The organism is Pseudomonas sp. ICBG1301 (assembly GCF_016918385.1).
Taxonomy (GTDB): domain Bacteria; phylum Pseudomonadota; class Gammaproteobacteria; order Pseudomonadales; family Pseudomonadaceae; genus Aquipseudomonas; species Aquipseudomonas palleroniana.
In genome coordinates, this window is sequence record NZ_JAEKGB010000002.1 from 459346 (window position 1) to 477100 (window position 17755).

At 56.5% G+C, this 17755-nt stretch carries 18 protein-coding genes; 11 read left to right on the top strand and 7 right to left on the bottom strand.

The features are described from left to right. The first annotated feature begins 6 nt into the window (after positions 1–6). The 6 genes from JBE38_RS05880 (at position 7) to JBE38_RS05905 (ending at position 7247) form a co-directional block, all read left to right on the top strand. Positions 7–1566, top strand: a complete 1560-nt coding sequence (locus tag JBE38_RS05880; RefSeq protein ID WP_205343836.1) for an AMP-binding protein — start codon at positions 7–9, stop codon at positions 1564–1566. A gap of 13 nt (positions 1567–1579) precedes the next feature. Further along, positions 1580–2818, top strand: coding sequence for a thiolase family protein (locus JBE38_RS05885; RefSeq protein WP_205343837.1), 1239 nt, complete (start codon positions 1580–1582; stop codon positions 2816–2818). A gap of 11 nt (positions 2819–2829) precedes the next feature. Further along, positions 2830–4197, top strand: coding sequence for an NAD(P)/FAD-dependent oxidoreductase (locus tag JBE38_RS05890; protein WP_205343838.1), 1368 nt, complete (start codon positions 2830–2832; stop codon positions 4195–4197). Positions 4198–4406: 209 nt separating this feature from the next. Then, positions 4407–5879 carry a flavin monoamine oxidase family protein gene (locus JBE38_RS05895; RefSeq protein ID WP_205343839.1) on the top strand — a complete coding sequence of 491 codons (1473 nt, stop codon included), beginning with the start codon at positions 4407–4409 and terminating at the stop codon, positions 5877–5879. A 9-nt stretch (positions 5880–5888) separates the two neighbouring features. After that, entirely contained in the window at positions 5889–6545 is a 657-nt protein-coding gene (locus JBE38_RS05900) for a c-type cytochrome (RefSeq protein WP_205343840.1), read from the top strand. A gap of 39 nt (positions 6546–6584) precedes the next feature. Beyond that, positions 6585–7247: a hypothetical protein gene (locus JBE38_RS05905; protein ID WP_205343841.1), complete on the top strand. Its 663-nt coding sequence runs from the start codon at positions 6585–6587 to the stop codon at positions 7245–7247. Positions 7248–7336: 89 nt separating this feature from the next. On the opposite strand, the gene JBE38_RS05910 is transcribed toward JBE38_RS05905, so the two are convergent. The 5 genes from JBE38_RS05910 to JBE38_RS05930 all read right to left on the bottom strand — a co-directional run bounded on the left by JBE38_RS05910 (position 7337) and on the right by JBE38_RS05930 (position 11682). Next, on the bottom strand, positions 7337–7993 hold the full coding sequence (locus JBE38_RS05910) for a c-type cytochrome (protein ID WP_205344013.1): 657 nt from the start codon (positions 7991–7993) through the stop codon (positions 7337–7339). Further along, entirely contained in the window at positions 7993–9480 is a 1488-nt protein-coding gene (locus JBE38_RS05915) for a flavin monoamine oxidase family protein (RefSeq protein WP_205343843.1), read from the bottom strand. The genes JBE38_RS05910 and JBE38_RS05915 overlap by 1 nt, the downstream gene beginning before the upstream one ends. A gap of 185 nt (positions 9481–9665) precedes the next feature. Further along, positions 9666–10328: a TetR/AcrR family transcriptional regulator gene (locus JBE38_RS05920; protein WP_205343844.1), complete on the bottom strand. Its 663-nt coding sequence runs from the start codon at positions 10326–10328 to the stop codon at positions 9666–9668. A gap of 90 nt (positions 10329–10418) precedes the next feature. Further along, entirely contained in the window at positions 10419–10835 is a 417-nt protein-coding gene (locus JBE38_RS05925) for a RidA family protein (protein ID WP_205343845.1), read from the bottom strand. A gap of 13 nt (positions 10836–10848) precedes the next feature. Then, entirely contained in the window at positions 10849–11682 is an 834-nt protein-coding gene (locus JBE38_RS05930; RefSeq protein ID WP_205343846.1) for a phytanoyl-CoA dioxygenase family protein, read from the bottom strand. A 342-nt stretch (positions 11683–12024) separates the two neighbouring features. On the opposite strand from JBE38_RS05930, the gene JBE38_RS05935 reads away from it, so the two are divergent. The 3 genes from JBE38_RS05935 (at position 12025) to JBE38_RS05945 (ending at position 13211) form a co-directional block, all read left to right on the top strand. Next, the gene (locus tag JBE38_RS05935) at positions 12025–12312 is read left to right on the top strand and encodes an antibiotic biosynthesis monooxygenase (protein WP_205343847.1); all 288 of its coding nucleotides are present in this window, start codon (positions 12025–12027) and stop codon (positions 12310–12312) included. Next, the gene (locus JBE38_RS05940; RefSeq protein WP_161548070.1) at positions 12302–12592 is read left to right on the top strand and encodes a LysR family transcriptional regulator; all 291 of its coding nucleotides are present in this window, start codon (positions 12302–12304) and stop codon (positions 12590–12592) included. The genes JBE38_RS05935 and JBE38_RS05940 overlap by 11 nt, the downstream gene beginning before the upstream one ends. Positions 12593–12668: 76 nt before the next feature. Then, positions 12669–13211 carry a hypothetical protein gene (locus JBE38_RS05945; RefSeq protein WP_205343848.1) on the top strand — a complete coding sequence of 181 codons (543 nt, stop codon included), beginning with the start codon at positions 12669–12671 and terminating at the stop codon, positions 13209–13211. A 20-nt stretch (positions 13212–13231) separates the two neighbouring features. Here JBE38_RS05945 and JBE38_RS05950 read toward each other — a convergent pair whose 3' ends face one another. Next, positions 13232–13984, bottom strand: coding sequence for a hydroxypyruvate isomerase family protein (locus tag JBE38_RS05950; protein ID WP_205343849.1), 753 nt, complete (start codon positions 13982–13984; stop codon positions 13232–13234). A 177-nt stretch (positions 13985–14161) separates the two neighbouring features. Between JBE38_RS05950 and JBE38_RS05955 the strand changes: the two genes are divergently transcribed. Further along, on the top strand, positions 14162–15052 hold the full coding sequence (locus JBE38_RS05955; RefSeq protein ID WP_205343850.1) for a LysR family transcriptional regulator: 891 nt from the start codon (positions 14162–14164) through the stop codon (positions 15050–15052). A 663-nt stretch (positions 15053–15715) separates the two neighbouring features. Here the strand turns inward: JBE38_RS05955 and JBE38_RS05960 are convergent. Further along, positions 15716–16693, bottom strand: coding sequence for an alpha/beta hydrolase (locus tag JBE38_RS05960; protein WP_205343851.1), 978 nt, complete (start codon positions 16691–16693; stop codon positions 15716–15718). Between the two features lie 82 nt (positions 16694–16775). On the opposite strand from JBE38_RS05960, the gene JBE38_RS05965 reads away from it, so the two are divergent. Then, positions 16776–17717 (top strand): LysR family transcriptional regulator, encoded by a 942-nt coding sequence (locus JBE38_RS05965; protein WP_205343852.1) that lies wholly within the window; start codon positions 16776–16778, stop codon positions 17715–17717. Positions 17718–17755 lie beyond the last annotated feature (38 nt).

Genomic DNA, 17755 nt, shown 5'->3' on the forward strand with positions numbered 1-17755 from the left:
ACCGACATGGCGATTATCGATTTCTTCGACCGTGGCTGGCGGATCAATCCGCACGGCGCGGCGTACATCCAGGATGATCGGGTGTTCACCTTCACCGAAGTCCGCCATTTGTCCTGCCGGATCGCCAATGCGCTGTTGGCTGCCGGCTTGCCCAGCGGCACCAAAGGCGCCATCTGGTCGGCCAACGATGCCGTGGCCTGGACCTGCACCCTGGGACTCTGGCGCGCCAACCTGTGCTGGATTCCCGTAGGGGCGCGCAACAGCGCCGAAGAGAATCGTCACGTGCTTGACGCCTTCGACTGCGAAGTGCTGTTTTTTCAGAAAGAGTTCGCCCCGATCATCGACGCGTTGCGCCCGAGCCTGCCGAAAATCCGATTGTGGATCTGTATCGACGAGCACCTGCCCAAGGCGCAGTCGCTCAAATCCTGGGTCGAGGGGCAGCCGGTCACCCCACCCAAGGTCGAGTATCACCTCGACGATGTGGTGGCGCTCTCGCCAACCGGTGGCACAACGGGGCTGCCCAAGGGGGTGATGAACACTCATCGCAGCATCCAGACGTTCTGCGCACACTTCATGATCAGCTTCCCTTACGCGGATGAACACCCGCCGGTCAACCTGGCGGCGGCGCCCATGACCCATACCGCCGGCACGCTGTCCCTGCCGTGCACCTCCCGGGGCGGTACGGTGGTGATCATTACCAAGCCGGATCCGGCACTGATGCTGGCCATGATTCCAAAGTACAAGATCACCGAGACCTTTTTGCCACCGACGGTGATCTATCGACTGCTGGATGTTCCGAATCTGGCGCAGAAGGTCGATTTCAGCTCGCTGAAGTACTTCCTCTACGGCGCGGCACCGATGTCGGTGGAAAAGCTCAAACAAGCCATCGAGACCTTCGGCCCGGTGATGGCCGGCGGATACGGCCAGACGGAAGCCCCGGCTTCGATTTCCAACCTGCCGCCCGCCGAGCATCTGCAAGGTGGACGACTGGCATCGGATGAACGTCTGTCATCAGTCGGTCGTCCCAATCCGCTGATTCGCGTCGAAATCCTCAGCGACGTCGGGGACATTCTCGCCCAAGGTGAAACGGGGGAGATCTGTGTACGTGGTGACCTGGTGATGAAGGGCTACTACCAGGACCCGCAGAAGACTGCAGAAACCATCATCGATGGCTGGCTGCACACCGGCGACATCGGTCACTTCGATGCGCACGGCTACCTGCACATTACCGACCGCAAGAAAGACATGATCATTTCCGGCGGATTCAACGTTTACCCCAGTGAAGTCGAACAAGTGCTCTGGAGCCATCCGGCCGTGCAGGACTGCGCCGTCATCGGTGTGCCGGATGAACAGTGGGGCGAGGGCGTGAAGGCCGTGGTCGAGTTGAGCGCTGGGCATAGCGTCACAGCCGAGGAGTTGATCGAGCTGTGCAAGACCCGGCTCGGCTCGGTCAAGGCGCCGAAAACCGTGGATTTCATTGACGCATTGCCACGCAGCCCGGTGGGCAAGGTTTTGAAAAAAGATCTGCGTGCCCATTACTGGCAAGACGTTGATCGGTGCATCTGAGGGGAATGATCTGATGGAACCTATCTATATCGCCGGCATTGCCATGACCGAGTTCGGTCGCCACCTGGAGCGCAGTCTTCAGGACTTGGCACTGGAAGCCTTGCAAGGCGCACTTGTGGATTGCGGTGCCTCGCGCGCCCATATCGGCGCGGTGTTCTACGCCGGCATCACCAACGGTCATCTTCAAGGGCAACTGTCGATTCCGGGGCAGGTGCTATGCAGCAAAATCGGCATCGAAGGTGTACCGGTCTACAACGTTGAAAACGCCTGCGCCTCGGGTAGTACGGCAGTTCATCTGGCGGTGCAGAGCTTGCGCTCAGGGGCGACCGACGTGGTATTGGCATTGGGCGCCGAGAAAATGAACGTGCCTGACAAGTTGCGGGCACTGGCCTTGTTCGAAACGGGCTGGGATGTTTCCACCGCCGAGGAAAACTACGCGACGCTGGTGAAAATGGGCGAGGGCATCGTTGTACCGCCTGGCTCGGAGTCTGATCGTCCGTACAGCAAGTTCATGGCTATCTATGCCGCCATGTGTCGCTGGCACATGAAGACCTATGGCACCACTCAGCGCCAGATTGCGGCGGTATGCGCCAAGAACCATCAACACTCGGTGCACAACCCGTATTCGCAATTTCGCAAGACCTACACCATCGAAGAAGTTCTGGCGGCGCCGCCGATCACTTATCCGATCACGTTGCCGATGTGCGCGCCGTTATCCGACGGCGCGGCTGCCGCGATTCTCTGTACCGAGGCGGGACTCAAACGCATGGGTGCCGATCCGAAACGTTGTGTGCGGATTGCCGCCAGCGTGATCCGCAGTTTCACTCTGCGGGGGCTGGACGAGCCGCACAAGCACGTCAGCCGGCTGGCGGCGCTTGAGGCCTACGAGATCGCCGGCCTCGGCCCGCAAGACATGCATGTGGCCGAAGTACACGACGCCTCGGCAATGGGGGAGATCATCCAGGCGGAAAACCTCGGGCTCGCACCACTGGGGGAGGGTGGGCTGTGTGCCGAACGCGGCGATTTCACCCTGGGTGGCCGCCTGCCAATCAATACCTCTGGGGGGCTGGAATCCAAAGGTCATCCGCTGGGGGCTACGGGGATCGGTCAGTTGTACGAGTTGACCGCGCAGTTGCGCGGGGAAGCCTGCGCACGCCAGGTCCCCGGTGCGCGGCACGCCATCCAGGAAAACGGCGGCGGTCTTCAAGGTGTCGAGGAAGCTGCCGTCGCTATTCACATCCTGAGTCGATAGGAGCGCATCACATGTCCATGACCTATCAAACGCAAGAGCTGGAAAGCCACTCTACCGGCGACCGTTTCCGTCGGCTGGGTGGTTGGGTCGAGAGTCCGGCTGACCTGCAACCCGAGCTTGAAGGCGATGTCAGCGCGGATGTCATTGTGATCGGTGCCGGGTTTGCCGGCCTGTCCACCGCATTGGAGCTTACGGCACTGGGGGCGAAAGTCATCGTCCTGGAGCAGTCCTTCGCCGGTTTCGGCGCCAGTGGTCGTAATGCCGGTTACCTGGGTGGGAGCATCGGCATTGAGTTCGAGTTGTTCTTGAAGCGTGTCGGTCATGAAAAAGCGAAAAACATCGTCAGGTTCTATGACGAAGCTGTCGGCTACGTCGAAGGCCGCTTGCGCGAGCTGGGTATCGACTGCGATTACAACGCCTCGGGCATCATCAGGGCTGGCATCCATCCGTCGCAGGAGAAAAAACTGCGCAAAAGCATGGCAGTGGGGCACGAGCTGGGCTCTCAAACCGAGTTTCTGGATCAGACGCAAATGCGTGCCCGGGGCATTCCACCGGCTTTTCTGTTTGGCTGCCTGCAACGTCACGGCGGTACGCTGGACCCCGGCAAATACGTGATGGGGCTGCGGCGGGCGGCACTCCAGGCGGGGGTGCGGTTGTATGAAAATACCCGGTTGGTGTCGTATTCCGACGGGCCGACGATCACCTTTCAAACACCACTCGGCCGAGCGACTGCGCCGATATTGGTGCTTGCCACCAATGCCTACACGCCGCAACTGGGGCTTCTGCGCGATAAGGTCGTTCCATTTCGGGTGTCGGCGATCGAAACCGAGCCGTTGTCCTCGCAGCAGTTGGCATCGTTGGGCTGGGCAGGGCGGGAAGGGTTGACCACGCCACATCTGGTGATGGAAAGCCATCGCCTGACGGCGCGCAATACGTTGCTGCTGACCACCAAACGGCTCGGTTATGCCTACGGATCGAAAACGCCGAACATTCCCGATGAGGTCACCTACCGAGCGTTGGAAAATACACTTGGAGTACGTTTTCCGACGTTACGCGGTATCGGTATTCAAGCGTGCTGGAGTGGCTATGTCAGCATGGCTTACGACGCGTTGCCGGTGGTGGGTGAAACCGGAACTCACCACAACATCCTTTACACCGCAGGTTGCTCCGGGCACGGCGTCGCGTCGCAGTCGCTTATCGGGCATCTGCTGGCGGAAAGAATCGGCGGTATCGAGCATCCGCTGCTCGCCGCTTTGCGTCACAACACCCCGAAAACATTGCCCGAACCGCTGCAGTGGTGCGCCGTGAATCTGGCGCTGGGGGGCGCACATATCCTGGACGAATACACCAATCGCAAAGTCGCGCACCCGCATCACTAGCGGTCGAGGGCGCATAGAACCAAGCGTACAGGACGACAGAACACGCTGATTTCAGCGGTGGCACTGGCCTTGAAGTCATTGGCCCGGCAGGCGTTCGCCTGCAGGAAGACAAAAGAGATATCTGCTTGTTTGCCAACGCTTTTTACTGCCGCACCGACGCTCTGCCAAGAGCGTTCAATCCAACAATAACGTTATGTGAGGCATCGAATATGAGTACTGACGCCCCTGCGGACTTAAAGCGAAGACAATTACTCAAACTGGCCGGTGCCACCGCAGCGGTGGGGACGATGGGTTTGAATATCGGCCTGGCCGGCGCGGACGATGCGCTGGTCAAAGGCAACACGGAGGATGTGGTCGACGTGGTGGTCATCGGTGCCGGCATCGCCGGTCTGACAGCCGCCCGCGATCTGCATCTGGCGGGTTGTGAGTCTCTGCTGGTGCTTGAAGCACGCGATCGTGTAGGTGGCCGCACTCTCAATCACGATCTGGGGTCGGGCCATATCTCTGAAGCCGGAGGGCAGTGGATCGGTCCGGGACAAACAGCCGTAGCGGATCTCGCCCGAGAGCTTGAGGTCAGTACCTTTCCCAGTTTCTATGACGGGGAAACCGTCATTCTCGGCGGTGACGGACGTGTTGCCGTTGATTTGAAAGGCACGTTCGGCACCGATGAAGGCGTGTCGGCAAAACTCAGTGAGCTTTCGCGGGACGTGCCATGTGGCGCGCCATGGAAATCCCCGAGGGTTGCCGAACTGGACAAACTCTCGGCAGGAGACTGGCTGGCTCGCCAAAACATCAAGCCTGAGGACCGGGCAGGGTGGAATGCCAGCTTTCTTCTGACCTGCGGTGTCACGCCGGCAAAGATGGGCTTTCTGCATTTTCTGTCGATGATCAACTCGGCCGGTTGCGAATACATGCGGCTTGACTCAATCAAGGACAGCGCGCAGGGCGCACGTATCGTCGGTGGCTCGCAGGTTCTCAGCAGCAAGATGGCGCAGTTGTTGGGAGACAAGGTTCGCTTGTCCTGTCCGGTGCGCAGAATTGATGACTGGAACCGCGACATCGTCAGGCTGCAAACGGATCAGGGCGAGATACGTGCCCGACGGGTGATCATGGCGATTCATCCCGCGTTGTGCCAACGCTTGCAGTTCGATCCACCCCTGCCCGAAGCCCGCGCCGCCCTGCAACGCGCCTGGCCGGCGCACTCGCCAGCACGCAAGACGGCGATGGTCTACCCGCGGCCTTTCTGGCGAGATAAAGGCTTGAATGGCCACATCATCCAGGTTGGCGGACCGGTCATCTGGGCTTACGACAACTCGCCGCCTGACGGTGAAATCGGAGTCATCAATGCATTCATCTTGAATGCAGCAGCACCCGCCGACCCCGAAGCAGCGAAGCGCGTGCAGACCGAAATCTATGCGCGAGCGCTGGGGGACGAAGCGCTTGAACCCGTCTCTTACCACGATCACGACTGGGCGCATTTCGACCCCTGGACGATCACTTGCGTGTCGCCGATTCCCCCGGGGTTCTGGTCGACACACGGCGAGGCACTGCGCCCACCCTGCGGCAATCTGTTCTGGTCGGGCACCGAAACGGCGGACATCTGGGCAGGCTACATGGACGGTGCCGTACGCGCCGGACACCACAGCGCTCTACAGGTGCTCAACGCGTTGCGTCGGGCATAGGAGGCGACAATGAAAAAAATCATAGCGCTTGGCGTTATCGCGGTCATTGCCGTACTGCTGGCGGTTTTCGGGCGTGACCTGCTCGATCTCTATCGTCTGCAGAGTTACATCACCACGTCCACCGAGGCCTACCAGGTCGAACGCGGGCATTGGCCGCATCTGACCGATGCCTGCACAGGTTGCCATGGCAGCCACGGTAACTCGCTGAACCCGACGTATCCGAGCCTGGCGGGTCAACCGGCCGCGTACCTGTCTGCGCAGTTGCGCAACTTTGCCAGTGGGCAACGGCTTGCCCCCAACATGGAGCCGTTGGCGATGACCCTCAGCCACGACGAAATTGATCTGCTGGCGAATTTCTACGCCCGGCAATCCGTCGATGCCAATGCGGCTTTCAGCCCTGACGAAGGCCTGAAGGAAAAGGGCAAACAACTGGTGCAAACCAGAGGCTGCACAGCCTGCCATGGCGCCCAACTGATGGGCCAGGCTGCGTTCCCGCGGCTGGCTGCGCAAGGCCACGATTACCTTTTGGCCCAGCTCAACGCTTTTGCCGCCGGCGAGCGCAACGAGCCCAGTGGCGCAATGAAAGCCATGACGGCGGCGCTGTCAGCGGATGAGCGCAAAGCGATAGCGGCTTACCTCGCTGCACTGGCTCCTCAAGCCCATTAACGCATCAAATTTCCTATCAGCTGTACCGAGGCTATCGTCATGGAACCGAGAACTATTGTGCTGTGCCTTGCTTGCTTCTTGTTGCTCGCAACCGGGTTGACCTTCGGCATCAAGTTTCTGAAAAAAAGAAACCTGCTGCTGGCTCTCGAGTGGTTTGTGGTTGCCTTTTCCGCTACAAACTTCCTGATCTTTTATCTGACGGGATCAGAGCATTCGTACCTCATTTCATACTTTTGCGACGCGTTCTCCAGAGCCTTCGGGATACCGATCATCACGGTTCTCGGGCTGATGGCGGTGACGCATGGCTACAAGCCCTCCGTGCGCAAGGAACTCATGATGTTTACCGCCGCTCTGGTGGGCACATTCGCTTTGATTTCCGCCAATGTTCTGGTCACGCTCCTGGCGTATTTCTACATACTGATGTGGCTCGGGTTTTCGGTCTACCTAGTGTATTTCGCGGTACGGCTGGTAACCGCTGGGGAATCGCTGCACGCGATCGGAGTGATGCTTGGCATGCTCGCCTCATTGACCATTGCGTGCATCTACGACTTCTACAAGATCCCCGGAGATGCCACCAATGTGCTGCTGAACTTTTATGTGCTTGCGCTGACGACCTGGGCTTATTTGCTGGTGCATTTGTATTACGCGTATTGCGCGCTGGAGCGCTCGAAGGAAACAACGGCGCTTTGGCAGGCTCGCTGAGAAGTCTTTTTTGAGGTACCTGAAGCCGCCGTTCTGGCGGCTTTTTGCATAATACAGGGCAGGGCGGGGGCATCCTTGCCCGAGCAGCATCAGGGGGCGACGTTGGCCAGATAATGCGCCACGGCCTTGATGTCCTCGTCGGACAAGGCGGCCGCCATGGCATTCATGGCTTGCGTCGGATCGGTACGATGGCCACGTTTGAACGCGCTCAGTTGATCGGTCAGATAAAGCTGCCCTTGCCCCGCGATACGCGGAGCCAGCGGGCCGCCGGACAGTCTTTCGCCATGACAGGCGGCACATCCATTGGCGACGACCACTCGCTGACCTTGCTGGTCAAGCGCATCATCCTTCCCCGAGCCTTCAGTTACGCCTGGTTTCTGTTCGGCGAAATAGCTGGCCAGTCGTTTGATCTGCTCGTCCGTCAGATTTGCCGCCAGCGGCTCCATCTGTGCACTGTGGCGGCGTCCCTCGGCGAACGCGTGTAACTGGTTTTCGATGTATGTCGCGGGCTGCCCCGCAAGCGCTGCATACTGGGCATCCCTGGGCTGGCCGTTAGCGCCATGGCACAGTGCGCAGGTGTCCTGTAACTGTGGCCAGGCACCGCCATTGGCCTGGTATTCAATGTCATGCTGGTCGACGGCATTCATGAAACGATAGCCTGCCCACAGTTCTGGTCCGTAGATCGCTATTGATGCTGCCAAGGCCGTGGTCACGACGATGGCGCCAATCGTTATTGTCCGCTTCATCATGCGTTCCTCCCTGGTTGCAGCAACGCCTGCAACGCTTCCATCGCTGCCCGATGTCCGGCGCGGATCGCGCCGTCCATTGCCCCGGCCCAGATTTCCGCGGTCTCGGTACCAGACCAGATCAGGCGGCCAACAGCGGGCGTCAGGTATTCGCCCCATTGAGTCCAGAAACCGGGGGGCATGGGGGAAATGCAACTCAAGGTCCAGGGATCGATCTTGCCCCAGTCCATATCATGGAACTGGATCGGATTCAGGGCTTGTTCTCCCATGGCTTTGGCGTAGATCGCCGACAAGATGTCCTGCGCCGCCCTGGGGTCATGGGGGAGTTGCCCGGTCCTGATGAAGCCGCTGAGCACACCCAGGCTGCCGTCCGCAGGGGAGTTATCAAAGGCCCAGATCAGGGGGCCTTCCACTTGCACAATCTGCCCGTTGAGGCCTTGGTCGCGCCAGAACGGTCGCTCATAGACGTGCACCGTCTTGCGCATTGGCGAGTGGGCCGGCCAATTGCGCTGCAGCGCGGCACGCCCGGAGGGTAGAGGGGGATCGAAGACGATCTGATTGCACAACGCCGGGCTCAAGGCGGCGATCACCTGTCGAGTAAGGATGACCCCCTGATCGGTATGCAATTCGACGACATCACGATCCCAACCGACAATCTTGCGCACCGGGCACGCTAGCCGGACTTTGTCTCCCAGAGCCTGAGCCATCTTCAAACTGAGGATTTGAGAGCCGCCCGCCAGGCGTGATTCCTGTGCGCCACCTTTGATACCTTCGAGCTTTTCGAGGCGGCAGTCCGAGGAGTTGATCATCGCCAGGTAATGCAGCAGGCCCATACCCGCCGGCGTGGTGCCGAAGGTCAGACTCACGGACATATTGAAGCCGATCTTGTCTATGTTGCTGATGCCTTGCCCGGCCAGCCATTGGCCAATCGAGAGTTTGTCGAGTGCCGCCGCGTCCTTGGCTTTCCAGGGCGCTTTGGCGGGGACGCCTTCAGCGAGTTTGTTGAGTTTTCCGACGATTTCAGTATTGGAGTTCGGACCATCGCTGACATCTTCCTGGACTTTTACGGTGTCCATCAGATAAACCGCCTTGCCCTTGTAATACGTGGGGAAGGTTGCGACATCGAGCTGTCTGGCCAGGTCCGCAATCGACGTCTGACCGGGGCCGATCCATTGGCCCCCAGCCTCCGAGATCACGCCATTGCCCAGATCATGGTTAAACGTGCGGCCACCGACACGATCACGGGCCTCAAGGACAACAAACGATTCGCAGCCGGCGGCCTGAAGATCCCTGGCGGATGTAAGCCCGGACAATCCCGCCCCAATGATCACAACATCCAGTATCGAGGATGAGGCCGCGGGTGCCGTTTGAGCCATCGTGCGCCCACTGGCGCCGAGGCCTGCGGTGAGTGCGGCACCTGCAATCGCTTGCAGCAACAATCGCCGCTGTCGTGATTGCCGCGACAGCTCATCGAGATCCGAATCCATCTTCACCTCCGTCTTTTATTTATAATCACAGATGTTATGTGAATATATGACGGAAGAGGAGTTCAGCAAAGTGAAATCGAAAAGGTGGCGATAAACAGTGGATTCAAGCGATGAAAGGCGCAGTTACGCAGCGTCCGCTCCACAAATGAAGCGAACCCTGTTGATGTTTGAAGACGGGTAGGAAGTTACCGAGCAGGGCTGATCAGTGTGATGACGGCATCCATCAACGCTTTGCTGCGGTTGGTTTCAAAACGTTCCGGTTCGATGGGTAGCATCATCATCCAGCCGTCACTCAGTGCGCTGAGCTGATCCGCGAGTAAATCGGCGGGAAGGTCCTTGCGGATGATGCCTTGGGTTTGCCCCTTGGCCAGAATGGTCGCGAGATTCTCTCGGAATCGCGAGTAACGTTTCTGGATAACGTCGGCAAATACCGGCTCATGCCGTGCGTGGGCGAGCATCTGAAACAAGGCAAGCCAGCGGGCTGAGTCGTTGGCTTGGGTCAGGTTCAACCATTGCTCGATCATTGCCCTGACATCGACTTTCTCCTGATCGGAATCGAGCAAATGGTCGAACTCGTCGAACAGACTCTGTGCAGCAGCCGTGATCATTTCTTCCTTATTGGCAAAGTAATAGGTCACGGCGCCAGTGGTACAGCCAGCATGGCTGGCGACTTTGCGCAAAGAAGTCCCGGCATAGCCCTCCTGGGCGATGACTTCGATGGCGGCGGTCAACAGTTCACCGCGTTTTTCCAGACGATTACCTACCGGGCGCCCCCGACGTGGAGCGTGCGTGGAATCACGTTCAGTGGAATGCTGACTATCCGTGGAGGGCGCTTGGGCATCATGCATGAGAAAAGAGAGTTCCGTTGATTGAAGGCGTTGAGCCGGCAGCGGCTGCGAACGCCATTTTGGCCTGGCACATCGAGCTCATGCAATCGTTCAGATTCGGCCGCTGCCAATCACCGCGACGGCTCGGACCTCCACTCGCAAGCCGGGAATTGTCAGCTGTGAAATGCCGACAGCGGTCCAGGCTGGATAACGCTCAGGGAAGTACTCGTCCTTTACCTGTCCAAAGGCATGCACTTCAGCCTGGAGATCCGTATGAAAAGTCATTAACTCGACCACATCGGCCAGGCTTGCGCCCGCAGCCTCGAGGATAGTCCTCAACGACTGAAACGCCAGATGGGATTGTGCCTGGATACCTTCGGCTGGAACCATGGCGGCGTCGATACCAACCTGGCCGGACACCCAGATCATGTTCCCCACACGTGTTGCCTGGGAAAAGTGGAAGTTGTCGTAGATCGCCTGGGTGTGACCAGGGTTGATGGATTGACGTTGCAGGTCTTGAGTGATCATTTCATTGCTCCTCTTATAGTAATTGGCGGAACGTGGGGTGGCGGAAAGCGTCGCCGGCTTTCAGAGTCGACAATTCCTCATGGAACAGCACGCCCTGCGGCGGATATCCGGAGACGCTGTGCTCTGGAAGTGGATGAAAACTGGCGTCGTCGCCAAAAAAACGGAAGACGAAGGTGTGACGATTCGGGAAGGCTTCATCCACCGGCGCGCCGCCATGGAGTGAACCAGGATGCAGCAGGACGATATCGCCAGGCTCGGTGGCCCACGAAATGATGTCGAATGCCTTGGGGTCGTTTTGGCGCAGAGCCTCAATGTCAGGTAGACGCGGTAATGCATCGCCACCGTGCAAAGGTTGAGTCGGATCATTTGGATCGCGAAACGTGGTGCCGTCGTAGCGTGGCCCTTTGTGTGAACCTCGAATGATCTCCAAAGCGTTTTTCTTAGGGACTGATTCAAAGCTGATCCAGGCATTCGCCCAGTGGTTTCCGGCCCAAGGCAGATACGACGTGTCCTGATGCCAAAGCGTGCGGGATCCGCGCCCACCTGCTTTGAGAAACACTTCTTCGGCGAAGTACCACACATTCTCCGAGTTCCAGAGCTGCGCAAACAGCTCGCCAAAGGGCAGGGTGGTCACCAGCTCTTCGAGGCGGGCCTTGGCGACAGGATTGGCATTGTCGACGTGTGACTGTTGCTCCGTTCCGTCGAACATTCGCGTCGCGTGAGGGCCATGATTCTCGACAGCCCAGTCATAAGCTGCCCGACATTCGGCCAACTGGTCCTTGTTGAGAAAACCTTTGATCAGGACGGCCCCGTCTTCCAGGAACGCCTTTCGCACAGAGGGTTGCATAAGAACTTTCTCCTCGGAAATGCCACTTGGCAATCAGGATCCTAGCAGTCGCACAGATTAAAGACAACGATCGTTATGTTAATTTTGAGCAGCACTGCATGGAGGCTGTGATAGGAGCGTACGTGAATCTTATGAGTCATTGTTGACTCATGAGAGCCTTTGTGGCTTCATGCGCTCATCGGCGACGGAGAGACGGTGTTCGGTAACTGAATGTCTGCGAGCAGAGCCGTAACCAGATTGCTTGGCTGGCCTGATGAAGGGAGGTTTTCGAAACACCTCATGCCTTCCTGCGCCAAACATTATGAGGGGAAACGTATGTCTTCGAGTAAGGCTGTAAGTACCGTGAAAATCTTGATGTCCTCTTCTTTAGATGATGCGAAAAAAAGAGAGCTGACCAGTCTAGTCGCTCGGCTTAGAGAGTTACCTGGATGTCTTTCCTTTGGTCTTCTTCAAAGTAAACGTAATGACGAGCCATGGGTGTTGAATAGTCATTGGGTCAATGACGATTTCATGAGGAGTTATTTTTTTGAAGATGATCTTTCCAGGCTGATTCAGATTTTCGCCGGGCGGTGTAGAGAAATGCGCTTCAATACTCATTTTTGTGACAAGGAGAGCACCAATGAGATTTGATGAGCAGATTCTGCGAAAGATCGACTTGAATTCGTTGCTGACTTTTATGATGGTGTATCAAGAGAAAAGTGTGTCACGTGCAGCCTGCCTGTTAGGTGTTACTCAACCGGCAGTCAGTAATGTACTCCGTGAGTTGCGCAACAGATTTGAGGATCAGCTGTTCGTTCAGCGTTGCCGGTATATGGAGCCGACGTTCTTGGCTGTGGAAATCGCTGCGCTCCTTGGGCCGGCAATGTATCTCATACAAACATCCTTAGAGCTAAGGCTTTCGAATGGTTAAATTGTTTTTATGGGGAGGAGTGTTTTTTTCTGCAGTTTTTTGGTACTGGTATTTAACAATAAATATAGGAGGTTAAATGTTGCCATCAGTGACTCCCGATTCGCGGCGACTGGCATTTGAGGCCCGCCGTCTGGCGATAGAAACGCTGGTCAAAATATATCTGGAACAAGTCGATGCGTCACGAAACCTGGTAACTATATACCTTCGCTTGATGTTCACTCTATCCTTGGGTGCACTCGCAGGCGCGGTGACCTTATATGCCGCCATGCTTCGCTTCAGCGCTGTCAGTAGTCTTGAAGCAATCACGCTGTTAGAGGCAATTTGTGCAGTGCTGACGTTGGGAGTGCTGGTTTCATCTGCGTTCCTGTCTGCGCGAGCCTTACAGCAAAGTGCAGTGGATGCTGCACCTTTTTTGCATAATCCATTCCCAAATGCTGGAACTGTAATTGATTCGATTTTTCAGTCAAATGATCTCGATGAACAACAGATTCTGAATAAGTTGTATTTTGCTATCAACCAGAGCATTGAACATCAGCCCGCTCTCAGGGTGAGTGCGCGCTTGACCACCGCATTATTGATCCTTGGCCTGTTTTTGGCGGGGATATCATTTCTGGTTTGATGGTTGGGTACTGCATCCGATTACATCGTATTTTGCGACTTGAGCCAGTCCAGGCTTGCAGCTGTAGTGCTGGAAGGACGGTATTCACATCCGATCCATCCGGTGTACCCACGCTGCTCCAGAGCCGCAAATAATTCAGTAAAATTCATCAGGCCTGTCCCCGGCTCGTGGCGGCCTGGGCAGTCTGCAATCTGCACGTGGACGGTACGCTCATAAAACAGATCCAGAATAGTTGCGGCGTCGCCGGTCAATAACTGTGCATGGTAAAGATCAAGGATCAGTCCAATACTCGGGAAGGTCTCCAGCACCCGTTGCGCCTGGGTGAAATCCGACAGGTAGTACCCCGGGATTTCTTTTGGGCTTATCACTTCAATCAGGGGCCGTATTCCCTGATCTTCAAAATACTTGACTGCATATTCCAGGTTGCTCATGAAGCTGGACGCAGCCGAGACTTGTGTCGTGATCCCAGACATGATGTGCACGTTTGAGCAACGCAACACCTTCGCATACCTGGCGGCCAGGGCTAAACCTGCACGAAACTCTTCTTCCTTGCCTTGCAGCGCCGCAATGCCCTTGGTAACGCCGGCCGGTGCGGCAAATTGGATGAGAGGCAGGGAGTATTGAGCCAGATGTGCGGCTAAGTGACTGGCTTCAAATTCATAAGGAGAAGGAAACTCCACCGCCTTGAATCCAGCAGCGGCAGCCGCTTCTATACGCTGGAGAAAAGGCAAATCGTTAAATTGAAAGCCGAGATGAGCATTGAACTTGAGCATCGGTAAAAATCCATTTTTGAAAGAGGCAGTCATCGACGTGGACGCTGACCTCAAGAAGGCGACAACGAAGTCATCGCAGGCATATTAACGAGACGCCTCCATCACGAAAAATACTATGTTGTGATTTGTATGATCACTAATTGTTATGCTTGGAGTTTCGAGCCGAGTATGACTGTCATGAACCTCAAAGCCTTGATGGGCTGCGTAGAAGTTGCGCGGCAAGGTAGCTTCACCAAAGCCGCCCAGAGCCTGCACATCGCCCAACCCGCGTTGAGCATGGCTATCACGCGCTTGGAGGAGGAGTTGGGCGTAACGCTTTTTAACCGTGCGGCACGACAAATAACCGTGACGGCTGAAGGAAAAAGCTTTCTTGCACATGTCGAAGTCGCTTTGCTCGAGTTAGACATGGCCCGCCAAGAGCTGCGGGATATGGCGCATTTACACAGTGGTGAGATTCGTCTCGGCGTGCCTCCAATGTTTGGAATCCACTACATTCCGCAAGTGCTGAACGCCTTTGGCACGCGCTATCCAGGCATCGTGATGACGGTGGTTGAAGGCAGTGCGGATGACATCAGCCAGCGCCTGGAAGACCGTGATATCGATGTGGCCCTATTGGAGTCTCGTCGAGTCAAGAGCGGATGGGACTCGGTTCTGCTAGGCACCGACGAGATGGTGTTGTGCATGAGCGATAGCCACCCACTTTCTGGCGAGGCGTTTATCGAGGCCTGGCGCCTGCAAGATGAGAAAATGGTGCTGTTTGACCAGACCTTCCTGCAACGCCACCTGTTCGACCGCTTCTGCGACGCTGCAGGAGTCGACTATCGAATAGCCTTGCAAAGCAATTTTGTATCACTGGTCATCAAGGCGACACTGGACGGCATCGGGGCCTCTACGCTGCTGCGCTCCATTCAACAGAGCGTACCCGGCATGGTGGGTATCCCATTCAAACCGGCACAGACCATGAGCTTCAGCCTATGTTGGCGAGCTAACGAATACTTGTCTGTCGCAAACAAGCGATTTATTGAGTTTGCTCAAACAAGGGTTTTTTTCAGCAAAGATCCTGACTAATAGTCGATGGAGGTGGCGTGCATCTGCCCCTATGTCCCCGCGCATCCGTATTGCCATCGGCCTGTGTCGAGCCGTTTGGCGCGAGCGCAGAGATGTATCTGTTTAAGCTCCAGGGGGAGGGGAGGAACATATCGTGCGATAAACGAATCGCAAACATCGCTTTTGGACGACGGAAGCCCGGCCATCTCATACCGTTTCAGAAAAAGGTGGTCTCGTACTGCAGAGCCGAAAAATTCGCGTGCTTGGATTAAAGGAACGGCGTCCTGACCACGCTCAGCTACGCCGAGCAACTGTTCAGCCTGCAACGGTCTGAGAATGGCTCGAATTTTTTTGCCACATTCATTAGGTGATGGGAATGTCGCTGCGCCAATCGGCGAGTAGTGAAAGAACATCGAGAGGCGAACGTGAGGCAGAAGATGAGGATGAGATTTCAAATTACTGGTTTCGGGATACGGGGTCTGTGCAAACGTGACCTAGGGTTAGTGGCATTGGATATCCAGATACATAATTTAACATAATATACATTATGCGAACCATCAGAACATCTCACCAGGGACTCTGCCCAATGCTTTTCATCCAATACTGCCACCCGCAAAACGGCATTCCGCCAACGCGCCGGATTCCCTTCCGGCACATTACGCTCGCTTCATACCATCCCAGGAATCAATGCGAGTACTCTTGAAACCAATCAACAACGTGACCCACCGTACGATCAACCACATCAGGCTGTTCGTAATATTGGAAATGATGAGTACCGTTCTCCCAGATCAGTTTTTTGTCTGCGGTGGGAATAGATTCAAAATGTCGACGTGCTGCCGCCGGGTTCATGCAGGTGTCCGAATGCACTACAAGTGCCGGCTTCTTGAGTTTGGCTACGCCTGGCACCGTGGTGTAATCGAAATGGTCCAGGTCACTCATGATTGCATAGCGGTTTTCCCAGCCTTTGAGCGTCCATGGGCCATACCAGCTCCACACTAATGGGCCTGGTAGACCTGCGTCGGAGCCGAGTACCGGATCGCCCAGTTCCGCACAGACCAGCGGCTGGTAGACGACTTCACCGGTGGTTTCGTAGCGCCGCTTGGCATCACGCGCACGCTCCAGTCGTGCGGCGAGCAATGCTTCCAATTGCTCGGTCGCGGGTGCAGTCTCCGGGTCAAACGGATTTTCGCTGACGCCGGCTGCGAGCATGAACAGGTCGGTTTCACGGTCGCGGTAATAACCCGTGATGGATGCAACGGCGCTTATCCGGTCGTCATAAGAGGCGATGTCCAGCATTTCGGGGCCGCCCTGGCAAATACCCAGCAGGAACACGCGTTTGCGGTCGATATCCAGGCGCGTGAGCAAGTGATCCAGCGCCGATACGACGTCTTCGTTTTTCATCTTCGGGTTTTCCAGGCGCCGCGGCATTCCTCCACTTTCACCGACGGTACGGGGGTCGAATGCGAGCGCCGCAAACCCTTCATCTGCAAGTCGAGTTGCGTATTGGGTCGGGGCCTGTTCTTTGGAAAACGAATAAGGCCCCAGGAGTACAACCACCGGATGAGGTCCCTTCCCTTTAGGCCGGTAAAGTACGCCGACGACGCTGTCGCCGTGGGAGTTGAAGGTTAGTTTTTCAGCTGTGTAATTGCCGTGCGTGGACATATTTACGCCTCCATAGTCGTGAGCAGGTTCAGCTTATGGGATACTCACTGGTGCGAATATGGCCACAATACTTGATAAATACATGAACAACGCTCATCAACTCAAAGGCGTGGATTTCTTCACGCTGACGGTATTTCTCGCAGCGGCAAAGCATCTCAACTTCCGTGCGGCGGCGTTGGAACTGGATATAACGCCGTCGGCGGTCAGCCATTCGATGAAGACGCTTGAACAGCGGCTGGGTGTGCGTCTGTTCAATCGAACCACACGCAGCGTGTCGTTTACCGAGGCTGGCGAGCGCCTGGCTAAAAAGCTCTCTCCGGCGATGTCTACAATCGCCGACGCCATGCAGGAGGCCGATGATAATCGTGGGGTTCCCAGTGGCACCATCAGGATCAATGCGAGTGAAGGCGCTATTCGCATGGTCTTTCGTCCGGTGCTTGCCCGCTTCCTGCGCGAGCATCCGTCGATTCACCTCGATGTGGTGACTGATGGCAAACTCAGCGATATCACCGCCGATGGCTTCGATGCGGGCATCCGGCTGGCTGAAGCCGTGCCGCAAGATATGATTGCCATTCGTTTGACTGAAGACATACGTTTCGCCGCAGTAGGATCACCGGGTTACTTTGCAGCACGTGGACGCCCGCAATCGCCGCAGGATCTTCATCAGCATGACTGCGTCCGGTTCCGATTCGACAGCGGCGCGATTTATCGCTGGGAATTTGAACGCCGAGGCTGCAAGGAAAGCATCAACGTCAACGGTCCGCTCACGTTGACCGACCAGCCTTTTATGGTCGAAGCGGCCATGGATGGCATAGGCATCGCGTTCGTGCCCGAGCATCTGGTACTGGACGCACTGGCCGATGGCCGGCTTGAGCGCGTGCTGGATGATTGGTGCCCTTCAATGCCGGGACTGTGCCTCTATTATTCCGGGCACCGTCATGTGTCAGTCGCCCTTCGTGCATTGATTAACGCTCTTCGCAGGGCGGAATCTAATCCTGTGCCCTCTCCCGTCAAGAACAGCTGATTCTATAACTCAACTAAATGACTATTTAGTTGAGTTAT

Excerpts from the sequence above, each read along its gene's own strand:
- JBE38_RS05880 (WP_205343836.1), top strand. The coding sequence starts at position 7 with ATGGCGATTATCGATTTCTTCGACCGTGGCTGGCGGATCAATCCGCAC.
- JBE38_RS05885 (WP_205343837.1), top strand. The coding sequence starts at position 1,580 with ATGGAACCTATCTATATCGCCGGCATTGCCATGACCGAGTTCGGTCGC.
- JBE38_RS05890 (WP_205343838.1), top strand. The coding sequence starts at position 2,830 with ATGTCCATGACCTATCAAACGCAAGAGCTGGAAAGCCACTCTACCGGC.
- JBE38_RS05895 (WP_205343839.1), top strand. The coding sequence starts at position 4,407 with ATGAGTACTGACGCCCCTGCGGACTTAAAGCGAAGACAATTACTCAAA.
- JBE38_RS05900 (WP_205343840.1), top strand. The coding sequence starts at position 5,889 with ATGAAAAAAATCATAGCGCTTGGCGTTATCGCGGTCATTGCCGTACTG.
- JBE38_RS05905 (WP_205343841.1), top strand. The coding sequence starts at position 6,585 with ATGGAACCGAGAACTATTGTGCTGTGCCTTGCTTGCTTCTTGTTGCTC.
- JBE38_RS05910 (WP_205344013.1), bottom strand. The coding sequence starts at position 7,993 with ATGAAGCGGACAATAACGATTGGCGCCATCGTCGTGACCACGGCCTTG.
- JBE38_RS05915 (WP_205343843.1), bottom strand. The coding sequence starts at position 9,480 with ATGGATTCGGATCTCGATGAGCTGTCGCGGCAATCACGACAGCGGCGA.
- JBE38_RS05920 (WP_205343844.1), bottom strand. The coding sequence starts at position 10,328 with ATGCATGATGCCCAAGCGCCCTCCACGGATAGTCAGCATTCCACTGAA.
- JBE38_RS05925 (WP_205343845.1), bottom strand. The coding sequence starts at position 10,835 with ATGATCACTCAAGACCTGCAACGTCAATCCATCAACCCTGGTCACACC.
- JBE38_RS05930 (WP_205343846.1), bottom strand. The coding sequence starts at position 11,682 with ATGCAACCCTCTGTGCGAAAGGCGTTCCTGGAAGACGGGGCCGTCCTG.
- JBE38_RS05940 (WP_161548070.1), top strand. The coding sequence starts at position 12,302 with ATGAGATTTGATGAGCAGATTCTGCGAAAGATCGACTTGAATTCGTTG.
- JBE38_RS05945 (WP_205343848.1), top strand. The coding sequence starts at position 12,669 with ATGTTGCCATCAGTGACTCCCGATTCGCGGCGACTGGCATTTGAGGCC.
- JBE38_RS05950 (WP_205343849.1), bottom strand. The coding sequence starts at position 13,984 with ATGCTCAAGTTCAATGCTCATCTCGGCTTTCAATTTAACGATTTGCCT.
- JBE38_RS05955 (WP_205343850.1), top strand. The coding sequence starts at position 14,162 with ATGAACCTCAAAGCCTTGATGGGCTGCGTAGAAGTTGCGCGGCAAGGT.
- JBE38_RS05960 (WP_205343851.1), bottom strand. The coding sequence starts at position 16,693 with ATGTCCACGCACGGCAATTACACAGCTGAAAAACTAACCTTCAACTCC.
- JBE38_RS05965 (WP_205343852.1), top strand. The coding sequence starts at position 16,776 with ATGAACAACGCTCATCAACTCAAAGGCGTGGATTTCTTCACGCTGACG.